Annotated in this window: 21 protein-coding genes; 15 read left to right on the plus strand and 6 right to left on the minus strand. The window is 59.8% G+C overall.

Annotation, left to right across the window (positions count from 1 at the left end; translation table 11 throughout):
• Positions 1 to 19: 19 nt before the first annotated feature.
• The 4 genes from X757_RS148300 to X757_RS148285 all read left to right on the plus strand — a co-directional run bounded on the left by X757_RS148300 (position 20) and on the right by X757_RS148285 (position 2,905).
• Entirely contained in the window at positions 20 to 961 is a 942-nt protein-coding gene (locus tag X757_RS148300) for a type II secretion system F family protein (protein ID WP_023753010.1), read from the plus strand.
• 52 nt (positions 962 to 1,013) lie between these two features.
• Positions 1,014 to 1,562 carry a tetratricopeptide repeat protein gene (locus X757_RS148295; protein ID WP_023726618.1) on the plus strand — a complete coding sequence of 183 codons (549 nt, stop codon included), beginning with the start codon at positions 1,014 to 1,016 and terminating at the stop codon, positions 1,560 to 1,562.
• Between the two features lie 9 nt (positions 1,563 to 1,571).
• Positions 1,572 to 2,102 (plus strand): prepilin peptidase, encoded by a 531-nt coding sequence (locus X757_RS148290; protein ID WP_023726619.1) that lies wholly within the window; start codon positions 1,572 to 1,574, stop codon positions 2,100 to 2,102.
• Between the two features lie 587 nt (positions 2,103 to 2,689).
• Entirely contained in the window at positions 2,690 to 2,905 is a 216-nt protein-coding gene (locus tag X757_RS148285; RefSeq protein ID WP_023726620.1) for a hypothetical protein, read from the plus strand.
• A gap of 209 nt (positions 2,906 to 3,114) precedes the next feature.
• Here the strand turns inward: X757_RS148285 and X757_RS148280 are convergent, their stop codons facing one another.
• Positions 3,115 to 3,327: a hypothetical protein gene (locus X757_RS148280; protein WP_023726621.1), complete on the minus strand. Its 213-nt coding sequence runs from the start codon at positions 3,325 to 3,327 to the stop codon at positions 3,115 to 3,117.
• Positions 3,328 to 3,348: 21 nt separating this feature from the next.
• On the minus strand, positions 3,349 to 3,483 hold the full coding sequence (locus tag X757_RS0134150) for a DUF768 domain-containing protein (protein WP_023738764.1): 135 nt from the start codon (positions 3,481 to 3,483) through the stop codon (positions 3,349 to 3,351).
• An 858-nt stretch (positions 3,484 to 4,341) separates the two neighbouring features.
• Between X757_RS0134150 and X757_RS1000000168005 the strand changes: the two genes are divergently transcribed.
• The gene (locus tag X757_RS1000000168005) at positions 4,342 to 4,590 is read left to right on the plus strand and encodes a hypothetical protein (protein WP_156933441.1); all 249 of its coding nucleotides are present in this window, start codon (positions 4,342 to 4,344) and stop codon (positions 4,588 to 4,590) included.
• A 338-nt stretch (positions 4,591 to 4,928) separates the two neighbouring features.
• On the opposite strand, the gene X757_RS148270 is transcribed toward X757_RS1000000168005, so the two are convergent.
• The 3 genes from X757_RS148270 to X757_RS148260 form a co-directional block, all read right to left on the minus strand.
• Positions 4,929 to 5,672 (minus strand): hypothetical protein, encoded by a 744-nt coding sequence (locus X757_RS148270; protein ID WP_023726625.1) that lies wholly within the window; start codon positions 5,670 to 5,672, stop codon positions 4,929 to 4,931.
• Between the two features lie 635 nt (positions 5,673 to 6,307).
• On the minus strand, positions 6,308 to 7,006 hold the full coding sequence (locus X757_RS148265) for a hypothetical protein (RefSeq protein ID WP_156932442.1): 699 nt from the start codon (positions 7,004 to 7,006) through the stop codon (positions 6,308 to 6,310).
• Positions 7,007 to 7,082: 76 nt separating this feature from the next.
• Positions 7,083 to 7,280: a hypothetical protein gene (locus X757_RS148260; RefSeq protein ID WP_023707506.1), complete on the minus strand. Its 198-nt coding sequence runs from the start codon at positions 7,278 to 7,280 to the stop codon at positions 7,083 to 7,085.
• 85 nt (positions 7,281 to 7,365) lie between these two features.
• Here X757_RS148260 and X757_RS148255 point away from each other — a divergent pair, with 85 nt between their 5' ends.
• The 7 genes from X757_RS148255 (at position 7,366) to X757_RS148230 (ending at position 12,942) form a co-directional block, all read left to right on the plus strand.
• On the plus strand, positions 7,366 to 7,707 hold the full coding sequence (locus X757_RS148255) for a hypothetical protein (protein WP_023706891.1): 342 nt from the start codon (positions 7,366 to 7,368) through the stop codon (positions 7,705 to 7,707).
• A 59-nt stretch (positions 7,708 to 7,766) separates the two neighbouring features.
• A complete protein-coding gene (locus tag X757_RS12865; protein ID WP_023706890.1) occupies positions 7,767 to 7,970 on the plus strand; it encodes a hypothetical protein in 204 nt (67 codons plus the stop codon).
• A gap of 1,566 nt (positions 7,971 to 9,536) precedes the next feature.
• On the plus strand, positions 9,537 to 10,013 hold the full coding sequence (locus X757_RS148250) for an Hsp20 family protein (protein ID WP_023693482.1): 477 nt from the start codon (positions 9,537 to 9,539) through the stop codon (positions 10,011 to 10,013).
• A 74-nt stretch (positions 10,014 to 10,087) separates the two neighbouring features.
• The gene (locus X757_RS148245) at positions 10,088 to 10,597 is read left to right on the plus strand and encodes an Hsp20/alpha crystallin family protein (protein WP_023696160.1); all 510 of its coding nucleotides are present in this window, start codon (positions 10,088 to 10,090) and stop codon (positions 10,595 to 10,597) included.
• Between the two features lie 70 nt (positions 10,598 to 10,667).
• A complete protein-coding gene (locus X757_RS148240; protein ID WP_023726627.1) occupies positions 10,668 to 11,435 on the plus strand; it encodes an NADH dehydrogenase ubiquinone Fe-S protein 4 in 768 nt (255 codons plus the stop codon).
• Between the two features lie 201 nt (positions 11,436 to 11,636).
• Complete coding sequence (locus tag X757_RS148235; protein ID WP_023710477.1) at positions 11,637 to 12,134, plus strand: 2,4'-dihydroxyacetophenone dioxygenase family protein; 498 nt, start codon at positions 11,637 to 11,639, stop codon at positions 12,132 to 12,134.
• A gap of 70 nt (positions 12,135 to 12,204) precedes the next feature.
• Positions 12,205 to 12,942, plus strand: coding sequence for an SDR family oxidoreductase (locus X757_RS148230; protein WP_031251355.1), 738 nt, complete (start codon positions 12,205 to 12,207; stop codon positions 12,940 to 12,942).
• Between the two features lie 1,355 nt (positions 12,943 to 14,297).
• Here X757_RS148230 and X757_RS148215 read toward each other — a convergent pair.
• Positions 14,298 to 15,392 carry a mandelate racemase/muconate lactonizing enzyme family protein gene (locus tag X757_RS148215; protein ID WP_023726630.1) on the minus strand — a complete coding sequence of 365 codons (1,095 nt, stop codon included), beginning with the start codon at positions 15,390 to 15,392 and terminating at the stop codon, positions 14,298 to 14,300.
• 187 nt (positions 15,393 to 15,579) lie between these two features.
• On the opposite strand from X757_RS148215, the gene X757_RS148210 reads away from it, so the two are divergent.
• The 3 genes from X757_RS148210 (at position 15,580) to X757_RS148200 (ending at position 19,029) form a co-directional block, all read left to right on the plus strand.
• Entirely contained in the window at positions 15,580 to 16,329 is a 750-nt protein-coding gene (locus tag X757_RS148210) for an FCD domain-containing protein (protein ID WP_023682469.1), read from the plus strand.
• Positions 16,326 to 17,945 carry a GMC family oxidoreductase gene (locus tag X757_RS148205; RefSeq protein ID WP_023726631.1) on the plus strand — a complete coding sequence of 540 codons (1,620 nt, stop codon included), beginning with the start codon at positions 16,326 to 16,328 and terminating at the stop codon, positions 17,943 to 17,945. The genes X757_RS148210 and X757_RS148205 overlap by 4 nt, the downstream gene beginning before the upstream one ends.
• 103 nt (positions 17,946 to 18,048) lie before the next feature.
• Positions 18,049 to 19,029, plus strand: a complete 981-nt coding sequence (locus X757_RS148200; RefSeq protein WP_023672664.1) for an ABC transporter substrate-binding protein — start codon at positions 18,049 to 18,051, stop codon at positions 19,027 to 19,029.
• Positions 19,030 to 19,364: the final 335 nt, after the last annotated feature.

Below are 19,364 nucleotides of genomic sequence, written 5' to 3' on the forward strand. Positions count from 1 at the left end.
TATAAACATATTAGCAAATATGCCTGATGTGGGCCTTCTTGTCTCCCTTGCTGTCTTTATGGCGGCGGTGGCGCTTTTCCTTTTCGGCGCTCTTGTTTTCTTGCCCGCGTTGCAGACACGAAAGCTGGTCGCACAAAGCCTGACAGCCGAGGGGATCGTCGATCGCCGGTCAATGCTCGGCCTTGAGCAACAGGCTAAAGTCTTGGCCCAGCGACCCATCGAGGCGTATTTCCGGTCCGTAGAGAAAGAGCGGGACGAGCCCAATGCCCTTGAGGCGAAGCTTTTTCGCGCCGGCTTTTATCAAGCAAGCGCTCCTTTCATATACACCTTGTCACGATTTGGAGCGGTTTGTGTCGGCTTCTCGTTGATGTATGCGCTTCTATCTCAAGTGCTGCCCCCTGATTTGCCCGCGTTTGTGACCCTTGCCGGGTCCGCTTTGTTCGGGCTTGCTTGCATCGTTATTCCGAGCATCATGCTCGATCGTTTCGAAAATTCGCAGAAGCGAATCTACCGGCGCGGCTTCCCCGATTTCATGGACATGATGATCACCTGTGCCGATGCCGGCATGAGCCTGGAGGCCGCTGTCGAACGGGTGAGCCAGGAACTGGTCGCGACCCACAAATGGCTGGGGATACAGCTTTCGATCATGACGTTGCAGCTGCGCGCGGGTAAACCGTTGCGAGAGGCTTTGCGTGAACTGGCGGACCGCATCGGCCTGGATGAGGCGCGAGCTTTGGCTGTGTTGTTTCGTCAATCGGAAGAACTCGGCACCAGCCTTACGGATGCGTTGCGCGTCTACAGCGATGAAATGCGGTCACAGAGAATCCTTCAAGCGGAAGAGCGTGCGAATGCGCTGCCGGTCAAGATGATGATCCCGTTGGGTATCTGTATCTTCCCGGTGGTGCTAATGATCGTCCTTCTGCCTGTTGTTATTCGGATGCAGGCCATTTTCAATCATTAACCTATATGCTTTGGTTCTAATTAACCGAGTCGAAGGAACCCTGGGGAACGAAATGACAGGGCCAATACGTCTCACCGCCGCAGCCAGCGTGTTGCTTTTCGTGCTCGCCGGTTGCCAGTCGACCGATAGCAGCTTGGGTGTCGTTCGCACCAACGAGCCATCGAAAGGCGACGTAACGTCCTTTGGCGATGCTTTCGACGGGCTGAAGACGGTCGGCGACGTCGAATACTATGCCTCGGACCAGGCCGTCGCCGAGGCCAAAAATCAGTTCCGTGGAGAAAATTACGGCAATGCCGGCGCCCTGTTCTTCAAGGCGACGCAACTGGCCCCCAATGATGGTGGCGCCTGGATGGGACTGGCCGCCTCATGCGACCGGATCCACCGCTTCGACCTCGCCGATCGGGCCTATGGCCGAGCCTTCAAGCTGGTCGGCGCGACGCCCGAATATTACAACAATGTCGGCTATTCCTATCTGCTGCGCGGCAAGCTGCAGGACGCACGCGCGAATTTCCTCAAGGCCTACGAACTGGCGCCCAACGATCCGACCGTGGTCAACAATCTGAAGCTGCTGTCATCCAGCGTGCAGAACATAGAGCGGTAGAGCCCCAGCATGTTGCTTGCCGCGTCGCTGCTGCTGAAGGTGCTCGCCGTTCCGCTTCTCGCGAGAGTTGCATGGCTGGACTTCACGACACAGAAAATATCCAATCGTGATGTGCTGCTGCTGTTGTGCCTGGGAATCGGATCGATGCAATTTATGTCGATTCAGGCCGGGTCATGGTGGGACATGGGTCTGAGCGTCATTGTGGGCTTTGCCCTGTTTGTCGTGCTCTTTCCCATCTGGGTCTTGCGCAAGGTCGGGGCCGGAGACGTCAAGCTTATAGCGGTGGTGCCGTTTCTGGCCGGCGGGACCGACCTCGTGTTGTTTACCTTGCTGTTGCTGGTCTTTGCGCTCATCACGGCAGCGGTCGTGAAGAATCCCTTCATGCTGCCTGCCGGTGCCTTTCGGCTTTACGCCGAGCATCTCGATCGCAAGGGTGTTGTTCCGTTCGGCGTGCCGATCTCAATCGCGGCGATCTGCGCGATCGTATTCCACATCGTCAGCCGAGTAACAGGCTATGGCGGTATTGAGAATTTCCTCTGATGCGCAACCGGCTAGCTATTCCACGCCGCCAAGGGGCTGAGCAATAAAAAGCCCGCCACCGTGAGGCAGCGGGTTCTCTTTCGGAAATGATGAGCTGCCTTTTACGGCCGGCCTTCATGGGGCGGGGTTGCAGATGTCTCTGGCCGGACATTCGACGTCATTGAAGCGAGGCACTCTTCCAGACGTTCCAGCCGCGCCTTCTGGCATCGCAGTGTGTGCGCGACGTCATGCAGCCTGGATTTGCCCTGAGAGTTGGCGGCAGCGATCAAGTCTATTTGGAGCCGACTGATCTCGCTCCGCAGATCGCGAGCATCAGCTTCCATCAGACCCCTGATCCATCCAGCCCCGCGCATTCCAGCACACCATCCACCGAGACCTGCGTCGCACGATAGCAGCGAGTTTGCTAACAACCATGACATGAACCTTCTCGAATTTTATGCATTGCTAATATATAAAAGGCCCGCCACCGTCAGGCGTCCGGGCAGTTTTTGCCCCGTCGGATCGGACTGTGAGGTTTGTCACGGACGCATCGACGTATCGGCGTAGGCTACGTGCAGTTTCCTGCAGGGGTAAAGGGAGTGGTCCCGATGCTTGTGAACCTTCCTATGCTTGTGAATCTTCGTCTTGTCGCAGTTGGTCCCCTTGCCGATTGGGTCCGTCATCGAGCCGAGCAGAAGGCGCTGTTTAAGGCGACGGACGAGTTGAGCAAGTCACCAGACGACATGCTCAGCGACATCGGGATTTCCCGTGACGACATCACGACGTTTGCGTTCCGCAGCCCGGCGTCGAGACGTTGGGGCTGAGCAACAAAAAAGCCCGCCACCGTGAGGCAGCGAGCCAAATTATTCAAGAATTAAACTGGATCGTTCCAGGTTCTGTAGCGCGGGAAGCGCGGCCGGTAGCCGAACACCCGGCCGAGGATGCGAATGCAAGAAGATGGCCCTCGTCCGCACACCAGGGAATCGAGAAGGAACGTCTCGTGCAGACTTCCCTTGGCGGCAAAGCGGCCCCCCTAGCCTCGCCCGTGATTGTTGCGCCAGCTCATGGTTTGCGGATGACCGCCTCCAAACATGGCGACCACAACGCACCCGTCCTCCAGTTCCGCGTCTGGATCAATGATAAGGCTTTCAGCCCGAAGCTCGGGGTAGGTGTCTGTCACCGCAAACACGTTGTAGGCCCACTTGCTGGCGAGCCCCTTGTCAGGGCAGTACGGCATGTAGGACATGACCGGCACGTCGGGGAAGCCTCAGGCTAAGTCCACCCTTTCGGCGACACGACGATTCACTTCGATAATCAATTCGAAGACGCTTTCAAGCTCGCCGTTGATCTCGTCGGCAGGAATCCCGGCCTTCTCGGCAGCTGTCATCAACTGGTCTTTCAAGTCGCCAACCGAGATGGGGTCTCCCCGCGCCACAATGGGCAGTTGTTGGCTACCCACTTATCGAGAAACCTCAGGCCACGGACGCTCATTTGTTAGCAACCTCTCATCCTTGACACTGCACCCGCCCGCGGCCGGGTGACACCCGATCGCATAAGCGTGACGATTCCCTCCTATGACTTCCCGCATGCGGTTGTCGATTCGACTTCGAAGGCCGTGATCGGCCAGATATGGAATTAGTCGGCCCGGTCACGCGCATCGACGGCGACAAGGTAACCGTCAGCCTGCGGCCACTGGTGACTGTCGACGCCGAGCACGTGCGCGTTGTTGAGAGCCATGTGGGGTCGCCACGGCGAAAAAAGCCGATTGTCGACAAAGCCTAACGGCGCTGCTTGAGGAGATCAAAGGCCTCGTCGCAGGGGCAGCCGCCGGAAAGAATGGGATTCGGGCCGCTTTGGATTATTATGCGGTTCCCGAGCCAGCACGGCGACAAGTACCGAGCAGTCGAGTTCCTCGTTGAACGAAAAGTGCGGGTCGGCCTCTGGCAAGATCTGAGCCAAGCGTAGCGATTTCAACCTGGCTGTCTTGGCGGCACGTTCTGTGCATTCAACCTCATTGATCGCTTTCGCGGACCGCACTGCACCTCGGCGTTCTCCCAGCCAACACATTTCCTGGTAGCCTCATTCTCACCTCCCCCCAACGCAAATTTCTACATTCGGATGAACCATGTCGCCCTTCATTCTGATGAAGCCCAAGCTGAAGCAGCGGACCAGATGGCCCGCGATTGTGGGCTCGCACCGCCCGGCGAGGTGACGCGAGCCCGGCCGAGTCTTGCGGGACCCTGGACAAGGACAGCGCCGAGTGGCTGGGTCGGCGCTCCTCGATTTCCTCATGGAAGGCAAACACCCAGAAACACCAAAGATGACTGTTGAACCGGCCGCTGACGCCGCTAGAGGCCGCGACCAAGTTCTAGCCGCCATTTTTGAAGGCATAGCAGGAGCCTATCAAGCCACGCTCTATGAAAACAATGATCTTTCGGACAATTGCTCGACCTTTGCAGAGACGGCACTAGCGTCGCTGAAGTCGAGTGGCTTCAGAGTGGTGCGTTAAGCCACCTTTGCTGCTGCACGGTTTCGGGCGAACCGTGCAGGTTGCCCAATGGGGCGACAGTGGAACAAACAGGGGATTCACATTTCCGGAGTTCCGATCTAGAATCATTCCATGGAAACGGTGTTTGATGATATCGCCAACGCCCTCAGAGAGCCCCGCTCAGACGTGTGGCGCCCAGTCCGCTTCGCGCCCTCGATCTTGCCGCCAAGCTNCCCTCAGAGAGCCCCGCTCAGACGTGTGGCGCCCAGTCCGCTTCGCGCCCTCGATCTTGCCGCCAAGCTGTTCCTTGGCCTCGCTGTCGGCCTAGGCGTTGGCTTTGGAATGGCGCGGCTGGTTAGCTATCTCGCTGCGGCCGGCTGAAGTGCGACAGCAGCAAAATCTGCCGTTGAGTTTCCCGAAAACGTAGCAGTCGCTGATTCAGCGGAGGTCGAACTTGTTGATGCATGGATGCCAAGGAAATCCTTTCCACAAAGGGCACTAAAATCTTCGGTGACATTGCTCAGGGAGCCGGAGGTGGTACCGGAAGCGATGAGCGAGATAAAAGCGATGCCATCGGCTGGAATGGTGATGGTAATCCTGTCGCCGCTTTCTGCAGCTGTCGCGGCAGGTATCTCGGAAGCTCCAACCACTCTGTAAATCTGCGCCGTGACAGACGGGTTGCCGCCATCAAAAGTGAACCCGATGTCGGTCGACGTTGTGTTTTCCAATATGTCGCCGCTGCCGGCTGATATGAACCAGATCTCGGAATTGGCGCTTGAGGGCACATCATGACTGCGCACCAGGCGCCTTGCCTGAAGGTCGCCGACAGTTACGGTATCCAGCGTCCGCAACTCCCCGAAGAACTTCCATGAGACTTCGAGCCAGATATCCCGACCGGCAGCAACAGCACCAAGGTTTTTCGAGGGCGCCTTAACCGTCGGGCCAGGGACGAGCCCGCCAGTATTAAAGGACGACACAGCCGAGACCATGATCGGTGACGCGCGCCGTAAATTCTGAAAGCCAATGATCGCCGCCGTGATCGCCAACGCCGCCAGGACAAGGGCAATCGCTATCCAAACAACTGACCGGCGTCGATTTCGCATCGTTGCCCAACCCTAGGGGAAATATCAACGTATTAGCAACTGCTTGTATTTCCCGTGAACCAGGATCATTCTTGCCGCACGGAGGCCACCAGTAACGATGGAAAAGGGGAACGTCATGGAATCCGTTTGCTACGCCCAAAGCTCGATCTGTTTGCTGTCGCTCTTAGTCAACACCACGATGGCGCTTATTGTTTTGACGCCATTCGCAGCGACGCGCCTGCTGGTGTTGAGGATGCGCGCGGGCTCGGGCCGAAACCTTCAACTCGCCTAAGGCGCCGTGGGCAAACCACGTTACCGAGGCGCAGATCATGCGAATATTTCTGTTGATCCTTGCCGCTGTCGCCGTGTTCTACATCTGGGACAACGTGGCGAACAAAGGGCTGTACACTGCCCAGATTGAACGCAGCGTGGGTCTAGTCGCAGGCTTCAAACTCATAAACTAGCGCATCGCGATTGGTTGCACATCATGGCCAGAAGGTTGCCGCAACCATCAGACTGCACCGATGTGGGCCATGAAATCGGCATGGCGGTGTCCCTCTCGGGTGCGCTCGGTACCGTCGAGAACGTTGCAACCTCAAAAATCTTGCGGTCGAGATAGCCGCCAACCGATTTGCCGAGGCACATCTTGCGCGTCGTCAAATCGTTGATGGTATTACCCGACGCCACGGACGCCTCGATGCCGCCATTGACTGAGAATAGAGGCTCCCGCCTTCGTGGCGCCATGTCGTCACCACAGGCACGCCGGTCGAAATGGCAGTACTGGGAACCTGCCAAGGGTACGACACGAAATTCGATCCTTGGCCAATGGGCCCCGGGATAGAAGTGCCATTTGTAACCAGCGTCGTCACCCACAGGATGTCATTGTTAGCGGCGTTGCCTGCGCCAATGTTGTTAGTGTTGATGGCATCGATGTAGCCCGAACAGATCACAAAGCCGGACGACAGCCCCACGAAATTGGAGATGCTCGCGCCTATCAGTTGGCTGGTGATGCCGTTGAAATCGGCGCATGTCCGGCTGATTGGACCTGCAGTTGTAAAGGCCGGCTGCGCACTGGTGACCCCAATCTTCTCGAAGTGCCGGCCGCCGCCGGTCTGGTCCTTGAAGGAATCGGTGCCGGGCGTCGGAATCTTCGCCGTGGAAGGGTTGTCGATGTTTGCTTCGATCTTCAGTGCTTCGAGCCTGCCGCTCAGACCCCGCCGAGCGCCGGACTCTTTGCGGTAGGCATTTTCCGCCGCGACGAATTCCGAGGTCGGTCTCGGGAGCTTCAGTGCTGATCTGAAGTAAGCCGCGCTGGCCATTTTCGAAGAGCAAGATGTCTTGGCAGCGATGTTCATTGCCATTATGTCCATCGCAAACGCGATGCGTCCCGTCGCGTATGTCACGTTTGCCGAAAATATTCCCGCATAGCCGCTACCTCGGCTTTCCATCTGCCGCCGACGCGCCGGCCGAAACCTTTCCGATCTTCTGGCCGAGAGCCTCGGCGGCAACCGCCGTCTCGACCCAATCTCCAGAACTCCGATCCTCGAACTCCGTTTCGATCTCAGCGACGAGCGCCGCTATTTGCGCGAGTTGGCGTCTGATCGCTGCGAGTTTGCGCACGGTGCTCATGGGCACGTCTCGACCGATGCCGGAACCAAAGTCGTTGAGCAAAGTTTCCTTACGAAGGGCGTTTTAGGTTTTTGGAGAACTCGAAATGAAGACCATCATCCTTGGCGCATTGGCGCTTTGCTTGGCTGCGCCTGCGGTCGCGTCCGCAGAAGAAGGCATCGTCGTCCAGACCCAGCGACATCACCACCGCCATTATTGGGACGACAACAATAACGACCGTGTGGTCATCTATCGGAACGGACACCGTCTCCATCGCCGCCATCATGGCGAGCAGGCGTTTTACGACAATGGCGAGCGCGCCTGGCGCCGGCATCATCACCGGTCCAGCGACTTTGTGGTCACCGGATCGATCAACCGTCCGATGCATCACCGCCGTCACGTCGTCATTCAGCAGGACGACAACAGCGATTATGACACCGACTATTGATCGCAGTCTAACCGCCCGGCCTTCGACGAGAGCCGGGCACCGGAGGGAGGGGTTTCGCCATGACGATGCTGTTTCAATCCTTGGACTTGGACGGTCACAAGCGCAGCGAGCTTTACCATGCGGCGCGGTTGTCGATGCTCCAATGTCGTGTGTTGACGCGCTTCGATCGGGTCGAAGAGGCTGCCGATAAGGTGCAAGCAGCGGCTGAGTTGTTCGCTGAGGCGGCTCGACCTGTCGGAAGCACTCAAACGCTCGGTATGTGAGCGCCAAGTCGGCGGCGGAACCGGCAGGCGGCAACGCGCGTTGCCTTTGCATGGTCGACTATCTCAAATCGGTACTGAAGGAACTGTGTCCTGCCTGGCTCATGCGGAAGGCGGGCGTCGTAGACGTTCGCCCTGTTGAGCAGCAGCCACCCATAAGCGCTCTAATAGGTGCGGCGCCGCCGACGCGATATCGTGGGCCGGTGCGGTCCGAGCCTCCCGACCACAGGCTTAACGAGTCCATAAGCAAGCGCAATTCGGGCTGACCCGCGACGCAGAAAGTTCGAAAAGCTTCCAGGAACCCCAGCAAACTGGACGCCGCAGACAACAATCAGGTTCACGGACATCCTGGTGAGCATTCACATTGGAGCGGATAGTATCGTCGGCAAAAGAGGGTCCGAAAAGGCCTTTCGGCAGCTCCCTCGTAGGAACGAAAAAAGAAGAGAAGCGGAACTTGCGTGTGCAGTATTTGCACACGAACCCTCATAAACATTTGATTTGATTTTTCAGCATCTGTTTAACATCAGAACCTTAGAACCTGCCGCACACGCTGCGTCAGCGAGACCTTCCTGCAACGCGAGGATGCGCGGCGCCGGGGCACCGACACCAAGTCGATCGCAGTGAGACGCCGACAAAGCCCTGTTAGCGCGCCTGAAGCCTTCGGCGAACTCATCGACCTCCATATCGACGACATGTGCGATGTAGGCAAGTCCCCTCGCCGCTCCAAGGCCGCAGCCCTCGCTATGCTCCGAACATCTGGGGAAGTGCAGCATCGCCACCCTCGATCGCGAACGGCTCGTTCGCTTCGGTCGTGATCGAGCCGCCCAGGGTGCCGGACGATGAGTCTCGGTATCGACATCACCCTAGGGAAAGTCGTTGAGCGTCGTTCCTGGATGATCTGCCTGGTCGTGATCGCGACAGCCGCTGGCGAGAGCCGCCAAACTCGCATGAGATTGTCTGAAGCGGAGGACCATCCATGGAAGGACCCATTTCGACCTATTTTGCATCGATTGAACCCGTGGCCCCCGACGTTTTCTGGACCGCTTGCTGCATCCGGCGCGGCATTTCAAACATCCCCACGACGTTTTGGCCGACGTTGCCCTGGCTGTTCAGGAGTAGCGCGCCATTCTTTCGTCATGGGCGTCGGATGCCTGCGCCGTAGAATCCGTGCCAGCGCTTCGCATGCTGCCGGGAGCGGGTGAACCGGTCAGCTTCGACACGATCATGGATGCGTTGCAACAGTTGGATCAATCGGATGAGCGTGCCGGTCCTGACTGCAGTGACAGCGCGGCAGTGGCCGCGTTCGTACCATTCGTCGATCGGATTTAAGGGCGACGTAGTTGTTCTTGCACCATGGACCCGTCGGCGAGTGACCCCGCCGGCGGGAGGGGTGTGGCATCGGTGCGTTCGCCCAGATTGCCGATGAAAATTTTCCTATTCTTCCTCTTGAAGGTGCACGTCGCGATTCTAAATGATGGTCGCCGGCCGCCCAATGGGGCCGGCAACACCAGGAGGCGGCAAGGCTCTTGGCGCCTTCTGTTCTCCATGTTGCTCAAGGAGGATGTGGCTATGAAGACAAACCTCGATTTTACCCCTCTATACCGGTCCAGCATCGGCTTCGACCGCATGGTCGACATGCTTGAAAGTGCGAGCCGTGTGGCCTCGTTCGACAACTGGCCGCCCTGCGATATCGCCAAGGTTGATGATGATCAGTATCGCATCACGATGGCGGTCGCCGGTTTCTCGCAGGACCAGCTGACCGTCACCCACCAGCCCAACATGCTGGTTGTGAGCGGGTCGCAATCCGGCGATGAGAACGGCCGGTATCTGTACCGCGGCATCAACGGGCGCGCTTTCGAGCGTCGGTTCGAACTGGCCGATCATGTCAAAGTCGAGGGCGCCAGCCTTGAGAACGGGCTGCTGAGCATCGATCTCAAGCGCGAGGTTCCCCAGGAGATGAAACCGCGCAAGATCGAAATCTCCAGCGGGGCTCCCATGCCGAAGATCGAGGCGCCCAAGGTCGAGACCGACAAGCTGGCCGCCTGAGCAATCCACCATGAAGGCTTTCGCTTGAGCCGGGCGTCCCGCCCGACTCAGAGACCTACAAAAGGAGAAAGACAATGAGCGTACGTGACTTGATCCCATGGGGCCGGGGCAACGGAAACTCGGCGCCCAGTCTCTTCCCCGACGGAGATCGAGACCCCTTCGTCTCCCTCCACCGGGAGGTAAACCGGCTGTTCGATGACGCCTTCCGCAGCTTTGGCGCCAGACTGCCGGCCTTCGGTCCCTCTTTCGCCGCCAGTTGGCCGAGTGTCGAAATCTCCGACACGGACAAGGAAGTCCGCGTCACGGCGGAAATACCTGGCCTGGACGAGAGCGACATAGAAGTCCTGCTGGAAAATGGGGCGCTCAAGCTTAAAGGCGAGAAGCGTTCCGAGACCGAGGACAAGGACCGGCAGTTCTCCGAGCGCTTCTACGGTCGCTTCGAGCGCCTCATTCCGCTCGGCTACGAGGTTGAAGAAGACAAGGTCAACGCCGCCTTCAAGAACGGGGTGCTGACCGTGACGTTGCCCAAGACCGAGCGGGCGCAGGCGAAGGCCAAGCGGATCGCAATCAACGGGAAGAACTGACGGATGCAGTATGGGTGGCGGCCCTTACGGCCGCTGCCCGTGCGACCCTTCATAACGGGAGGGACAGGCAATGGAGACAGTTCAAAGCAGCGACAACAGAAACCTAACCAAGACGTCCGTCCGGCCGGACAATGACAATCGGCCTCGTCTAGACGAGCCGGCTTTGTCAATGGGACGGTCAGTGTTTCCGGAGGGCGCAGTGGCGCGGATCTACCAGCCCTGCCGCCCGGCCATGACCTCGGCAAAGCCCCGCAAGGCCTGGCGATTGGTCTTCGAACGCCGCACAGCCCCGTTCATCGAGCCGCTGATGGGCTATACCGGTGGCCGGGACACCCTGACCCAGGTTGAACTGAACTTTCCGACGCTGGAAGCGGCGATCCGTTATGCCGAGCGTCAAGGCCTCAACTATGTCGTGCAGGCTGCACCTCCTGCTTCCCAGGCCAAGGTCACGCGCCAGCATGCATCGGAGGAGAAACAGGCCTTTTCCGACCTGGTTTGGCAGCGGCTGCAGTTGGCTTGGCTCCAGGCAAGCCACGGCTATGGCGCCGGCGCACAGGCAGCGCACATACAGACGGCGCTTTCCGAGCCGGAGACATTCTACGCCTCTCCGATGGAGGTTGTGGATGACCCGGTGCTCGCACCCGACGAGAAACGCGCTGTGCTCAAGAACTGGGCCTGGAACGAGTACCTGATCGACCTGGCCACCGCCGAAGGCATGCCGGAAAATGCACGCCCGTCGCGATTGGACGAGGTCGAACTCGCCTTGCTGGCCTTGGAAGTCCGAAACCGGGGCTTCCAGACCAGGACCAGCCCGGTGCACTCCCGGATAGCCGCATGATAAGGCAAGAAGGAACCCACTGATCGTCTTCGACGCCCAACGGACCATCCCGAAACCCTTCCCGCTTGCGGTCGCGGCAGCGGGCGGGCGCGCGCCGACAACTTTCCCAATGCGTGGGCGCCCGATTGCGCCTCGGCAGAACTCGGCCCAGTTGTTAGGATCGCGCTGATATGGACTCCAATGAATTGGCGATAGGTTCCTATGTATCAATCCTTCAACGGCTCCGCCCATCCCCTGGCACCGAAAGAGATCGCGATCGCTGCCGTCCCCGAAGACGAGCGTGTCTGGGTCCCACAGGCGGAGGGCGTGTGGTTCCGACCACTTATGCTCAACACAATGCAAGGGCAGTGGTGCAATCTGCTCCGCGTACGCCGGGCCGGGATATTAAGCCGTCATCTGCATCCGGCCCCCGTGCATGGCTATGTGATCAAGGGGCGTTGGCACTATCTTGAACACGACTGGGTGGCAGAGACGGGATCTTACGTTTTCGAGCCGCCCGGTGAAATCCACACGCTCACGGTTCCAAGCGACGTGCCCGAGATGATCACCTTCTTCAACATTTCCGGCTGCATGGTTTACCTGGACAAGGATAACAAGCAGATTGGTTTCGAGGACGTTTTCACCAAGATCGACATGTGCAGAAATCACTATGCGAGCGTGGGTCTCGGTGACGATTTCGTCGATCAATTCGTACGGTAGACATCCGCCCGTTTGCCTTCCGCTGCGGTGAGTTCGCGGTCCGCCACAGAGGCGAAACGAGGAGATATTAGTGACCGACTCCATATGGGCCATGCCCTTCTTCGCGGGCAAGACCGTCGTCATTACCGGAGGCACGACAGGTATCGGAAACGGCATCGCCATGGCGTTCGCCGAGGCCGGGGCAATTGTCCACGCGACGGGGGCCACGGCCGCCGAGGTAGCGGCCGCTCGTGCATACGGCACCGCCGTCTCGTATTCAGTACTCGACGTCCGGGACATGACTGCGGTCGAAGGATATTCCAGTCAGTTCAGATCCGTTGCAGCGCTCGTAAATTGCGCAGGGGTAAACCTGCGCGCCGCCGAATTCACTGTCCAGGGTTTCGAAACGGTGGTCGATATCAATCTCACCGGCTCCATGCGGAGTGCGAGCGCGTTCCGAGGGGCACTCTCGAACGGGGGCGCCATCGTCAACATCGCCTCGATGTTCGCGTTTTTCGGCGCGGCTCATGCCCCGGCTTACGCCGCATCCAAGGGCGCCATCGTGCAACTTACCAAGTCGCTCGCCATCGCCTATGCCGGGGATGGCATCCGCGTAAACGCATTGGCGCCTGGCTGGATCGAGACCGCCATGACCGCCGCGCCACGGGCCGATCCAGTTCGCAACGCGGAATTGATGAAACGCACTCCGATGGGTCGCTGGGGTACGCCGGGCGACCTGACCGGCCCCGCGTTGTTCTTGTGTTCGCCGCTCGCGGGGTTCATCACTGGGGCAATTTTGCCGGTTGACGGTGGCTATCTCATTGCGTGAGGCGTTGGCTATGCTGCGCGACCGATCTCCAAGCCTGTGTCGTCGAGATCAAGATCGAACGCGACCAATCGACCATGCCTGACCGCAATTGCCGCCACCAACTCCGCAAGCTCGCCATCCGTATGCTCGCAAAAAGCTGCCTGTTTCCTGACAATCGTGACCGCATCCCGGGTCGATACGACAGAGAACGGCCTCCGGGATCTCACGAATGATTCCGCAACCTCCGCGACGGATGAAGCTCGGTCAAAATTATCTTGCATAGTTGCACCTCTGTACGACGCTAGCCCAAGCTCGGCCCGCGCAAATTGTTCCCATTGGCCTAATGCAGCCTGGTTGGCATCCGGCTTGGGCTCCTTTGTGAGCGAAGGCCGGGAGCAACGCGACATGGCCGTCGCCGTCTGCCTTAGACAGTCGGCTGGACGCATTCGTCTCCGAATGCGGACACGGGGCCGGACGCCTAAAAACGAGGAGGATCAGATGTGTCCAAGCCGCTCGCCAAAGTTTCCGATCCTCGGACCACCGCAGTTCCGCGCAACAAGTCGCCGGGAGACCTGTTTGCTCGCGTTGATTGCGGTCGACTGACTCCTGGCTCATTCGCCGCCTCGCCGGCTGGCTCCGGTCGGCCGGCTTCGTCCGTCTTCGTCATCGCTGGCCGGCGGACGATCCAATCCACCAAACCGGCTTCGGTCTCCTCGCAGGTCACGAATTCGCGCACCAGACTTCGCGCCAGCTCGCGCCATTGACACTCGGGCACGTTCATCTCCGCGATCAGATCTCGGCATGCAGCGCGTATGATGTCGGCATCGAAGGCTGACACGGCGACAGGACCACGGTCTGCATTCTTTGCTCGAGGAGTGTCGTCGCCCTGACGTTCGCGAAAGCGCCTCAGCACCTCGCGCGATGCGGCGATCGCTTGTCGGGTTTGACTCATAGCCTCGTAAAATCCAACTTCGCGGACCAGTGAGCGGTGCCGTGATAGAATGAAGTCCTCCATAACCGCATGCGCAGTGTCCGTACGCCTTGCAACCATCGCCGCCTCCCTGCAGGCGCACCCAATGCTTGCAGCTTCTGCCGGTGTTCGGGCGGCCGCCTGCATTTGTCGTGTCGCTGCTATGATCGCGTGAGTTAAAGCCGGTGAAGCGTCGCTGCAATTACAAATGTAAGTGTGGCATCCGATAAGTGGTATGCCCGCTGGCTGCGGCGGCGGCGAGTTCGTTCTTCAGACGGTCGAAGTCTTCCTCGGCGAAGCGCTCTCCGCGTTGCCGGAACGAGGAAGCAGGATCTGGACAAAATGCATGCGGCCGCCTCCAAGATTTCTAAACGGCAGCGACAGGCACCATGTTCCATGCAAGGCGCTATTGGCGAAAATCCGCCAATTTCCGCCAGTCGAAGACAACGCCCACTCCAGGCTCGTCGGGTGCTATCGCCAAACCATCCTGAAGCCTCAGCGGCTCAGTGGTATAATGGTCAATATCAAAACTATGCGCCTCCACCCAGCCGGCATTTGTCTGACCTGCAACGAGGCTGACATGAAGTTCCTGCATCCCGTGACTGCAGACCGGAATGCCAGCCTTGCGTGAGAGCGCTGCCACGCGCAGCCAGCCGGTGACCCCGCCGCAGTTGGAGGCGTCGGGTTGGATGTAGGCGAGATTCGACCAAGCGAAGGCATGCTCGAACTCCTCGATGACATGCAGGTTTTCTCCCATTGCCAGGGGCATTCCGGTCGCCTTGGCAATGCTGGCGTAACCCTCATAGTCGTCGGGTATGATGGGCTCCTCGAACCACAGCAGATCGTAGGCGGCGAATGCTCTCGCTGCCTCGATCGCTCGCGGGACGTCGAGCGCGTAGTTGGCGTCAACCATAAAGGTGATGTGATGTCCTATGCGCTCGCGAACTGCTTTCACCCGGGCCACATCCTCGGCCAGGTCGTCCTTGCCGACCTTGATCTTCACCCCGGTGAAGCCGGCATTGAGATAGGAATCGATGCTGGCCAAAAGCTGATCGAGGGTAAAGTTTAGGTCGATGCCGCCGCGATAGGCCTTGGCACTCTTCCCGGCCCCGCCCGCCATCTGCCAAAGCGGCAGGCCGCTACGCCGGCCCCTGAGGTCCCATAATGCGATGTCGATCGCCGAGATCGCGAAAGAAGCGATGCCGCCGCGCCCGACATAGTGGATGTGCCAGAGCATGCCGTCGTAGATCGTGTGGATTTGCGTTGCGTCGCGTGCCTTGAGGAACGGCGCGAGGTCGTGATCGATCATTGCCTTGATCGCATAGCCGCCCTTGCCGCCGGTGTAGGTGTAGCCTGTGCCCTCGGTGCCGTCGGCAAGCCTCAGCGTGACGGTGACCAGCTCGAAATGCGTGTGCGCGCCGTGCTTGGCATCGGTCATCACCTCACGCAGTGGGACCCGAAACAGCCGGGTCTCGACTTCCTTGATTTCGGTGCGGCTCATGCTGCGCTCCATTCACGTTTTTTCATCGGACCATAATTGCACCGGCAGCGCTGACTGGCAACAATGTGGCTGATCTTTCAGCGGTTCTGAAGGCAATCCGTCATTTTTGGTCCTACAAAAGCATCAATCCGCTTGTGCTTTGGTCCGATTTACCTTCTAATAACAGGACCATCTGAGAGGAAAAGGCTTGCTGGATACGGAAGAGCGTCCTGAGATGCCCGCGGCTATTCTCGCCGCCCGCGCGGCCGACGCGATGGTGGCCGGCATAGAGGCCGACATCACGTCCGGAAGGCTTGGCGACGGCAGCTACCTGCCGGCCGAGCGCGAACTGATGATCGAGTATGGTGTGGGCCGGGGCGTTGTGCGTGAGGCGATTGCGCGCCTGGCCAGCCGCGGCCTGGTGGAAGCGCGTCCGCGGTTCCGGCCCGTGGCGCGCCGGCCTGGCCTGGATGCCGCGCTCGGCGCCCTCGACGGCATTGTAGGACATCTGCTGAGCGACCAGGCGGGCGTGAAGAACCTCTACGACATGCGCGTCTTCCTCGAGGCGTCGCTGGCGCGCAACGCCGCCATCCATGCCCGCAAGGATGACGTCACAGCCCTGAGGGCGGCGCTGGCGATGAACGAGGCTGCCATCCCGGATTCCGAGAAATTCTATGCGACGGACGTGGCGTTCCACGCAGCGCTCTATGACATCGCGCGCAACCCGGTGCTGCCTGTCGTGCACAAGGCATTTACCGCCTGGCTGTCGCCGCATTGGATGCGCATGCCGCGGTCGCCCGAGCGCAACCGCGTGAATTTCCTCAGCCATCGTGAAATCTGCACGGCCATCATTGAGCGAGATCCTGACGGCGCCGAGCGGGCGCTGCTCAACCACCTCTCGGCGGCCTGGGAGTATGTCCGCGGTACATTCGAAAGCCGTGAGGCGCCGGAGGCATGACGCAGTCCTACGACCATATCGTGGTGGGCGGCGGAGCAGCCGGCTGCGTCGCGGCGGCAAGGCTTGTCAAAGCGGGACGGCGAACCCTGCTGCTGGAGGCCGGCCATTCCCATCATCATCCCTTGCTCGACATGCCGCCCGGCATCTTCAAGATGATCAACGGCTCGAAATTCATGCGCTATCACCGCACCGAGCCGCAGGCCCATCTCGACGGCCGCGTCCATGAAATCTCGCAAGGCAACGTGCTGGGCGGCGGCACCTCGGTCAACGCCCAGGTCTACATGCGAGGCCGCTCGGCCGATTATGAGGAGTGGGACGAGCTGCTGCGCGGCAACAATGCCGGCGTGCGCTGGAACTGGCAGGCGGTGCTGCCGCATTTCACCGGCATGGAGGGAAACAACCGCCTCGGCGGCGAACTGCATGGCAGCGAAGGTCCGCTGCTGGTCTCGGATCCAGGCCACATCGATGATGTTTCCCGTTGGTTCGTCCAGGCGGTCCAAGGCCTTGGATTGCCGTACAACCATGACTTCAACGGACCGTCGCAGCGGGGGGTCGGCTTCTACCAGTTCATGAACCGGCGGGGAAAGCGGAGCAGCGCCGCCTACGCCTTCATCGAGCCGCTCACGAATGATCCCAAGCTGACGCTGAAACTCAATTGCACAGTCAGCCGGCTGCTGATCGAAAAAGGTCGGGTCACCGGCGTCATCTACTCGGATGCGTCGGGCGCCGAGCATACCGTCCATGCGGATGCCGACGTGATCGTCTCGTCCGGTGCCCTCGTCTCGCCGAAATTGCTCATGCTGTCCGGCATCGGCCCCGCCGAGGCCCTTGCCGGGCACGGCATTTCCTGCGTCGCCGACCTGCCTGGGGTCGGCGAAAACCTGATCGACCATCCTGAGGTGCCGATCATCGCCACCGCAAACGGCCCATACGGCTATTTCAGGCAGGGCCAAGGCTGGCGGATGATCAGGAACGGCCTGCATTTCAAGCTCTTCGGCACCGGCACGATCCTATCAGCGGGGGTGGAGGCCGGAGCCTTCGTCAATCCGGCCGATCCCGAGGGCGAACCGACGATCCAGGCCTTCTGCGTACCGCACGTCTATCTGGACCGCGATATCCTGACCTTGGTCGAGAACACCTATGGGCTTACCGTGACGACAGTGGTGGTGAAGCCAAAGTCGCGCGGTTTCGTGAGGCTGCGTTCGGCGGATCCGAAGGACATGCCGGTCGTTTCGCCGAACCTCCTTAAACATCCCGACGACATGAGGGAAATGATCTCCGGCCAGCGCTATTTTCTGCAGGCTTTTCAGACCAAGCCGCTCGCCGATCGGGTCAAGGCCATTGCCGTGCCAAGCCAGGATGATCTCAGCGACGAAGCCATGACAAAGCATTGCAAGCGCTTTGTGAAGACCAACTACCATCCGGCCGGGACATGCCGGATGGGCTCGGACAGCGACCGGATGGCGGTGCTGGACGCGGCGCTGCGCGTGCGCGGAATAGACAATCTGCGGGTTGCCGACATGTCGGCCTGCCCCAACATCAATGCCGGCAATACGGCGGCGCCCGCCATGATGCTGGGCGACCGCTGCGCCGACTTTATTTTGGAGGCGGCATAGCGCCGGATCCAGCTTGCCGACGGCGTCATCGCCGAAGCCGTCTGGGCCGATATCGTGAGGAAATTACACAGTCGCTGAAAGCGACAATAAAGGAGGAAAGAGCATGATCATTACCCGTCGAAAACTACTGGTTGGCTCCGCCGCCGGCGCGGTCGCGCTGACACTCGGCTCACGCGCCTTCGCGGCGCTCCCGCCGCTCGCCAAGAAGGACAAGTACAAGGTCGGTTTCGCCCAGACGGAAAGCAACAATCCGTGGCGTCTTGCCGAGACCAAGAGCATGCAGGACGAAGCCGCCAAGCTTGGCCATCAGCTGGTCTACACGGATGCCGCCGGTTCGTCGGCCAAGCAGGCCTCCGACGTGAACTCGATGATCGCGCAGGGCGTCGACGCAATCTTCCTGCCGCCCCGCGAAGACAAGCCCCTGGTGCCGGTCATTCTTGCCGCGCGCGATGCCGGCATACCGGTGTTTCTGGTCGACCGCGACGTTGATCACACCATGGCCAAGCCGGGCGAGGATTATGTCTGCTTCATCGGTTCGGATTTCATCGAGGAGGCGACCCGCGTCGGCGAATGGCTGGTCAAGAACGCCAATGGCAAGTCGAAGATCATCGAGCTGGAAGGCACGACCGGAGCCTCGGCCGCTACCGACCGCAAGAAAGGCTTCGACGATTTCATCGCCAAGCACTCGCAGTTCACCATCCTGGCGTCGCAGTCCGGCGACTTCGCCCGTGACAAGGGCCGGCAGGTCGCCGAGACGCTGCTTCAGGCGCACCCTGATGCGGATATCATCTACGCGCATAATGATGAGATGGCGCTGGGCGCCATCGCCGCTTTGGAAGCAGCCGGCAAGACCCCGGGCAAGGATGTGCTGATCTTGTCGATCGACGGCGAGAAGGAAGGCGTCCAGGCGATCATTGACGGCAAGATCGGCGCTATCTGCGCTTGTAGTCCGCTGTTCGGGCCGAAGGCCTTCGCTACGATGGCCGACTATGCGGCCGGCAAGAAGATCCCGCCGTTCATCAAGAACGAGGATGCCTTCTTCGACGCCACGAACGCGAAGAAAGACTTCGATATTGCGTTCTGATATCCACTTTCTTTCCAGTTGCCCTACCCGCTTCGGCGGGTAGGGTTTGGGAGTTTGACGATGACCGCTCAGCCGGACCAAGCCGCGCTGCTCCTGGACATGCGTGACATCCAGAAGCGTTTTGCCGGCATCCCTGCCCTGGCCGATGCCTCGCTCCAGGTTCTTCCGGGCGAGATCCACGCACTCATCGGCCAGAACGGTGCGGGCAAATCGACACTTATCAAGGTGCTCACCGGCTATTACCGCCGGGATGCGGGGCAGGTGCTGTTCGAACGGAAGCCGTTCGAAGTTGGGTCTCCGCATCAGGCGCAGGTCAGCGGCATCAGCACCATCTA

The sequence above is a fragment of the Mesorhizobium sp. LSHC412B00 genome (genome assembly GCF_000503035.1).
In the GTDB taxonomy this organism is placed as follows: Bacteria; Pseudomonadota; Alphaproteobacteria; order Rhizobiales; family Rhizobiaceae; genus Mesorhizobium.

Bases quoted from the DNA above. Each gene is read 5' to 3' on its own strand.
- X757_RS148260 (WP_023707506.1), bottom strand. From the start codon at position 7,280: ATGAGCACCGTGCGCAAACTCGCAGCGATCAGACGCCAACTCGCGCAA.
- X757_RS148300 (WP_023753010.1), top strand. From the start codon at position 20: ATGCCTGATGTGGGCCTTCTTGTCTCCCTTGCTGTCTTTATGGCGGCG.
- X757_RS148270 (WP_023726625.1), bottom strand. From the start codon at position 5,672: ATGCGAAATCGACGCCGGTCAGTTGTTTGGATAGCGATTGCCCTTGTC.
- X757_RS148290 (WP_023726619.1), top strand. From the start codon at position 1,572: ATGTTGCTTGCCGCGTCGCTGCTGCTGAAGGTGCTCGCCGTTCCGCTT.
- X757_RS148205 (WP_023726631.1), top strand. From the start codon at position 16,326: ATGACGCAGTCCTACGACCATATCGTGGTGGGCGGCGGAGCAGCCGGC.
- X757_RS148250 (WP_023693482.1), top strand. From the start codon at position 9,537: ATGAAGACAAACCTCGATTTTACCCCTCTATACCGGTCCAGCATCGGC.
- X757_RS148240 (WP_023726627.1), top strand. From the start codon at position 10,668: ATGGAGACAGTTCAAAGCAGCGACAACAGAAACCTAACCAAGACGTCC.
- X757_RS148265 (WP_156932442.1), bottom strand. From the start codon at position 7,006: ATGAACATCGCTGCCAAGACATCTTGCTCTTCGAAAATGGCCAGCGCG.
- X757_RS148280 (WP_023726621.1), bottom strand. From the start codon at position 3,327: ATGTCCTACATGCCGTACTGCCCTGACAAGGGGCTCGCCAGCAAGTGG.
- X757_RS148255 (WP_023706891.1), top strand. From the start codon at position 7,366: ATGAAGACCATCATCCTTGGCGCATTGGCGCTTTGCTTGGCTGCGCCT.
- X757_RS148235 (WP_023710477.1), top strand. From the start codon at position 11,637: ATGTATCAATCCTTCAACGGCTCCGCCCATCCCCTGGCACCGAAAGAG.
- X757_RS12865 (WP_023706890.1), top strand. From the start codon at position 7,767: ATGACGATGCTGTTTCAATCCTTGGACTTGGACGGTCACAAGCGCAGC.
- X757_RS148215 (WP_023726630.1), bottom strand. From the start codon at position 15,392: ATGAGCCGCACCGAAATCAAGGAAGTCGAGACCCGGCTGTTTCGGGTC.
- X757_RS148285 (WP_023726620.1), top strand. From the start codon at position 2,690: ATGCTTGTGAACCTTCCTATGCTTGTGAATCTTCGTCTTGTCGCAGTT.
- X757_RS148200 (WP_023672664.1), top strand. From the start codon at position 18,049: ATGATCATTACCCGTCGAAAACTACTGGTTGGCTCCGCCGCCGGCGCG.
- X757_RS148295 (WP_023726618.1), top strand. From the start codon at position 1,014: ATGACAGGGCCAATACGTCTCACCGCCGCAGCCAGCGTGTTGCTTTTC.
- X757_RS148245 (WP_023696160.1), top strand. From the start codon at position 10,088: ATGAGCGTACGTGACTTGATCCCATGGGGCCGGGGCAACGGAAACTCG.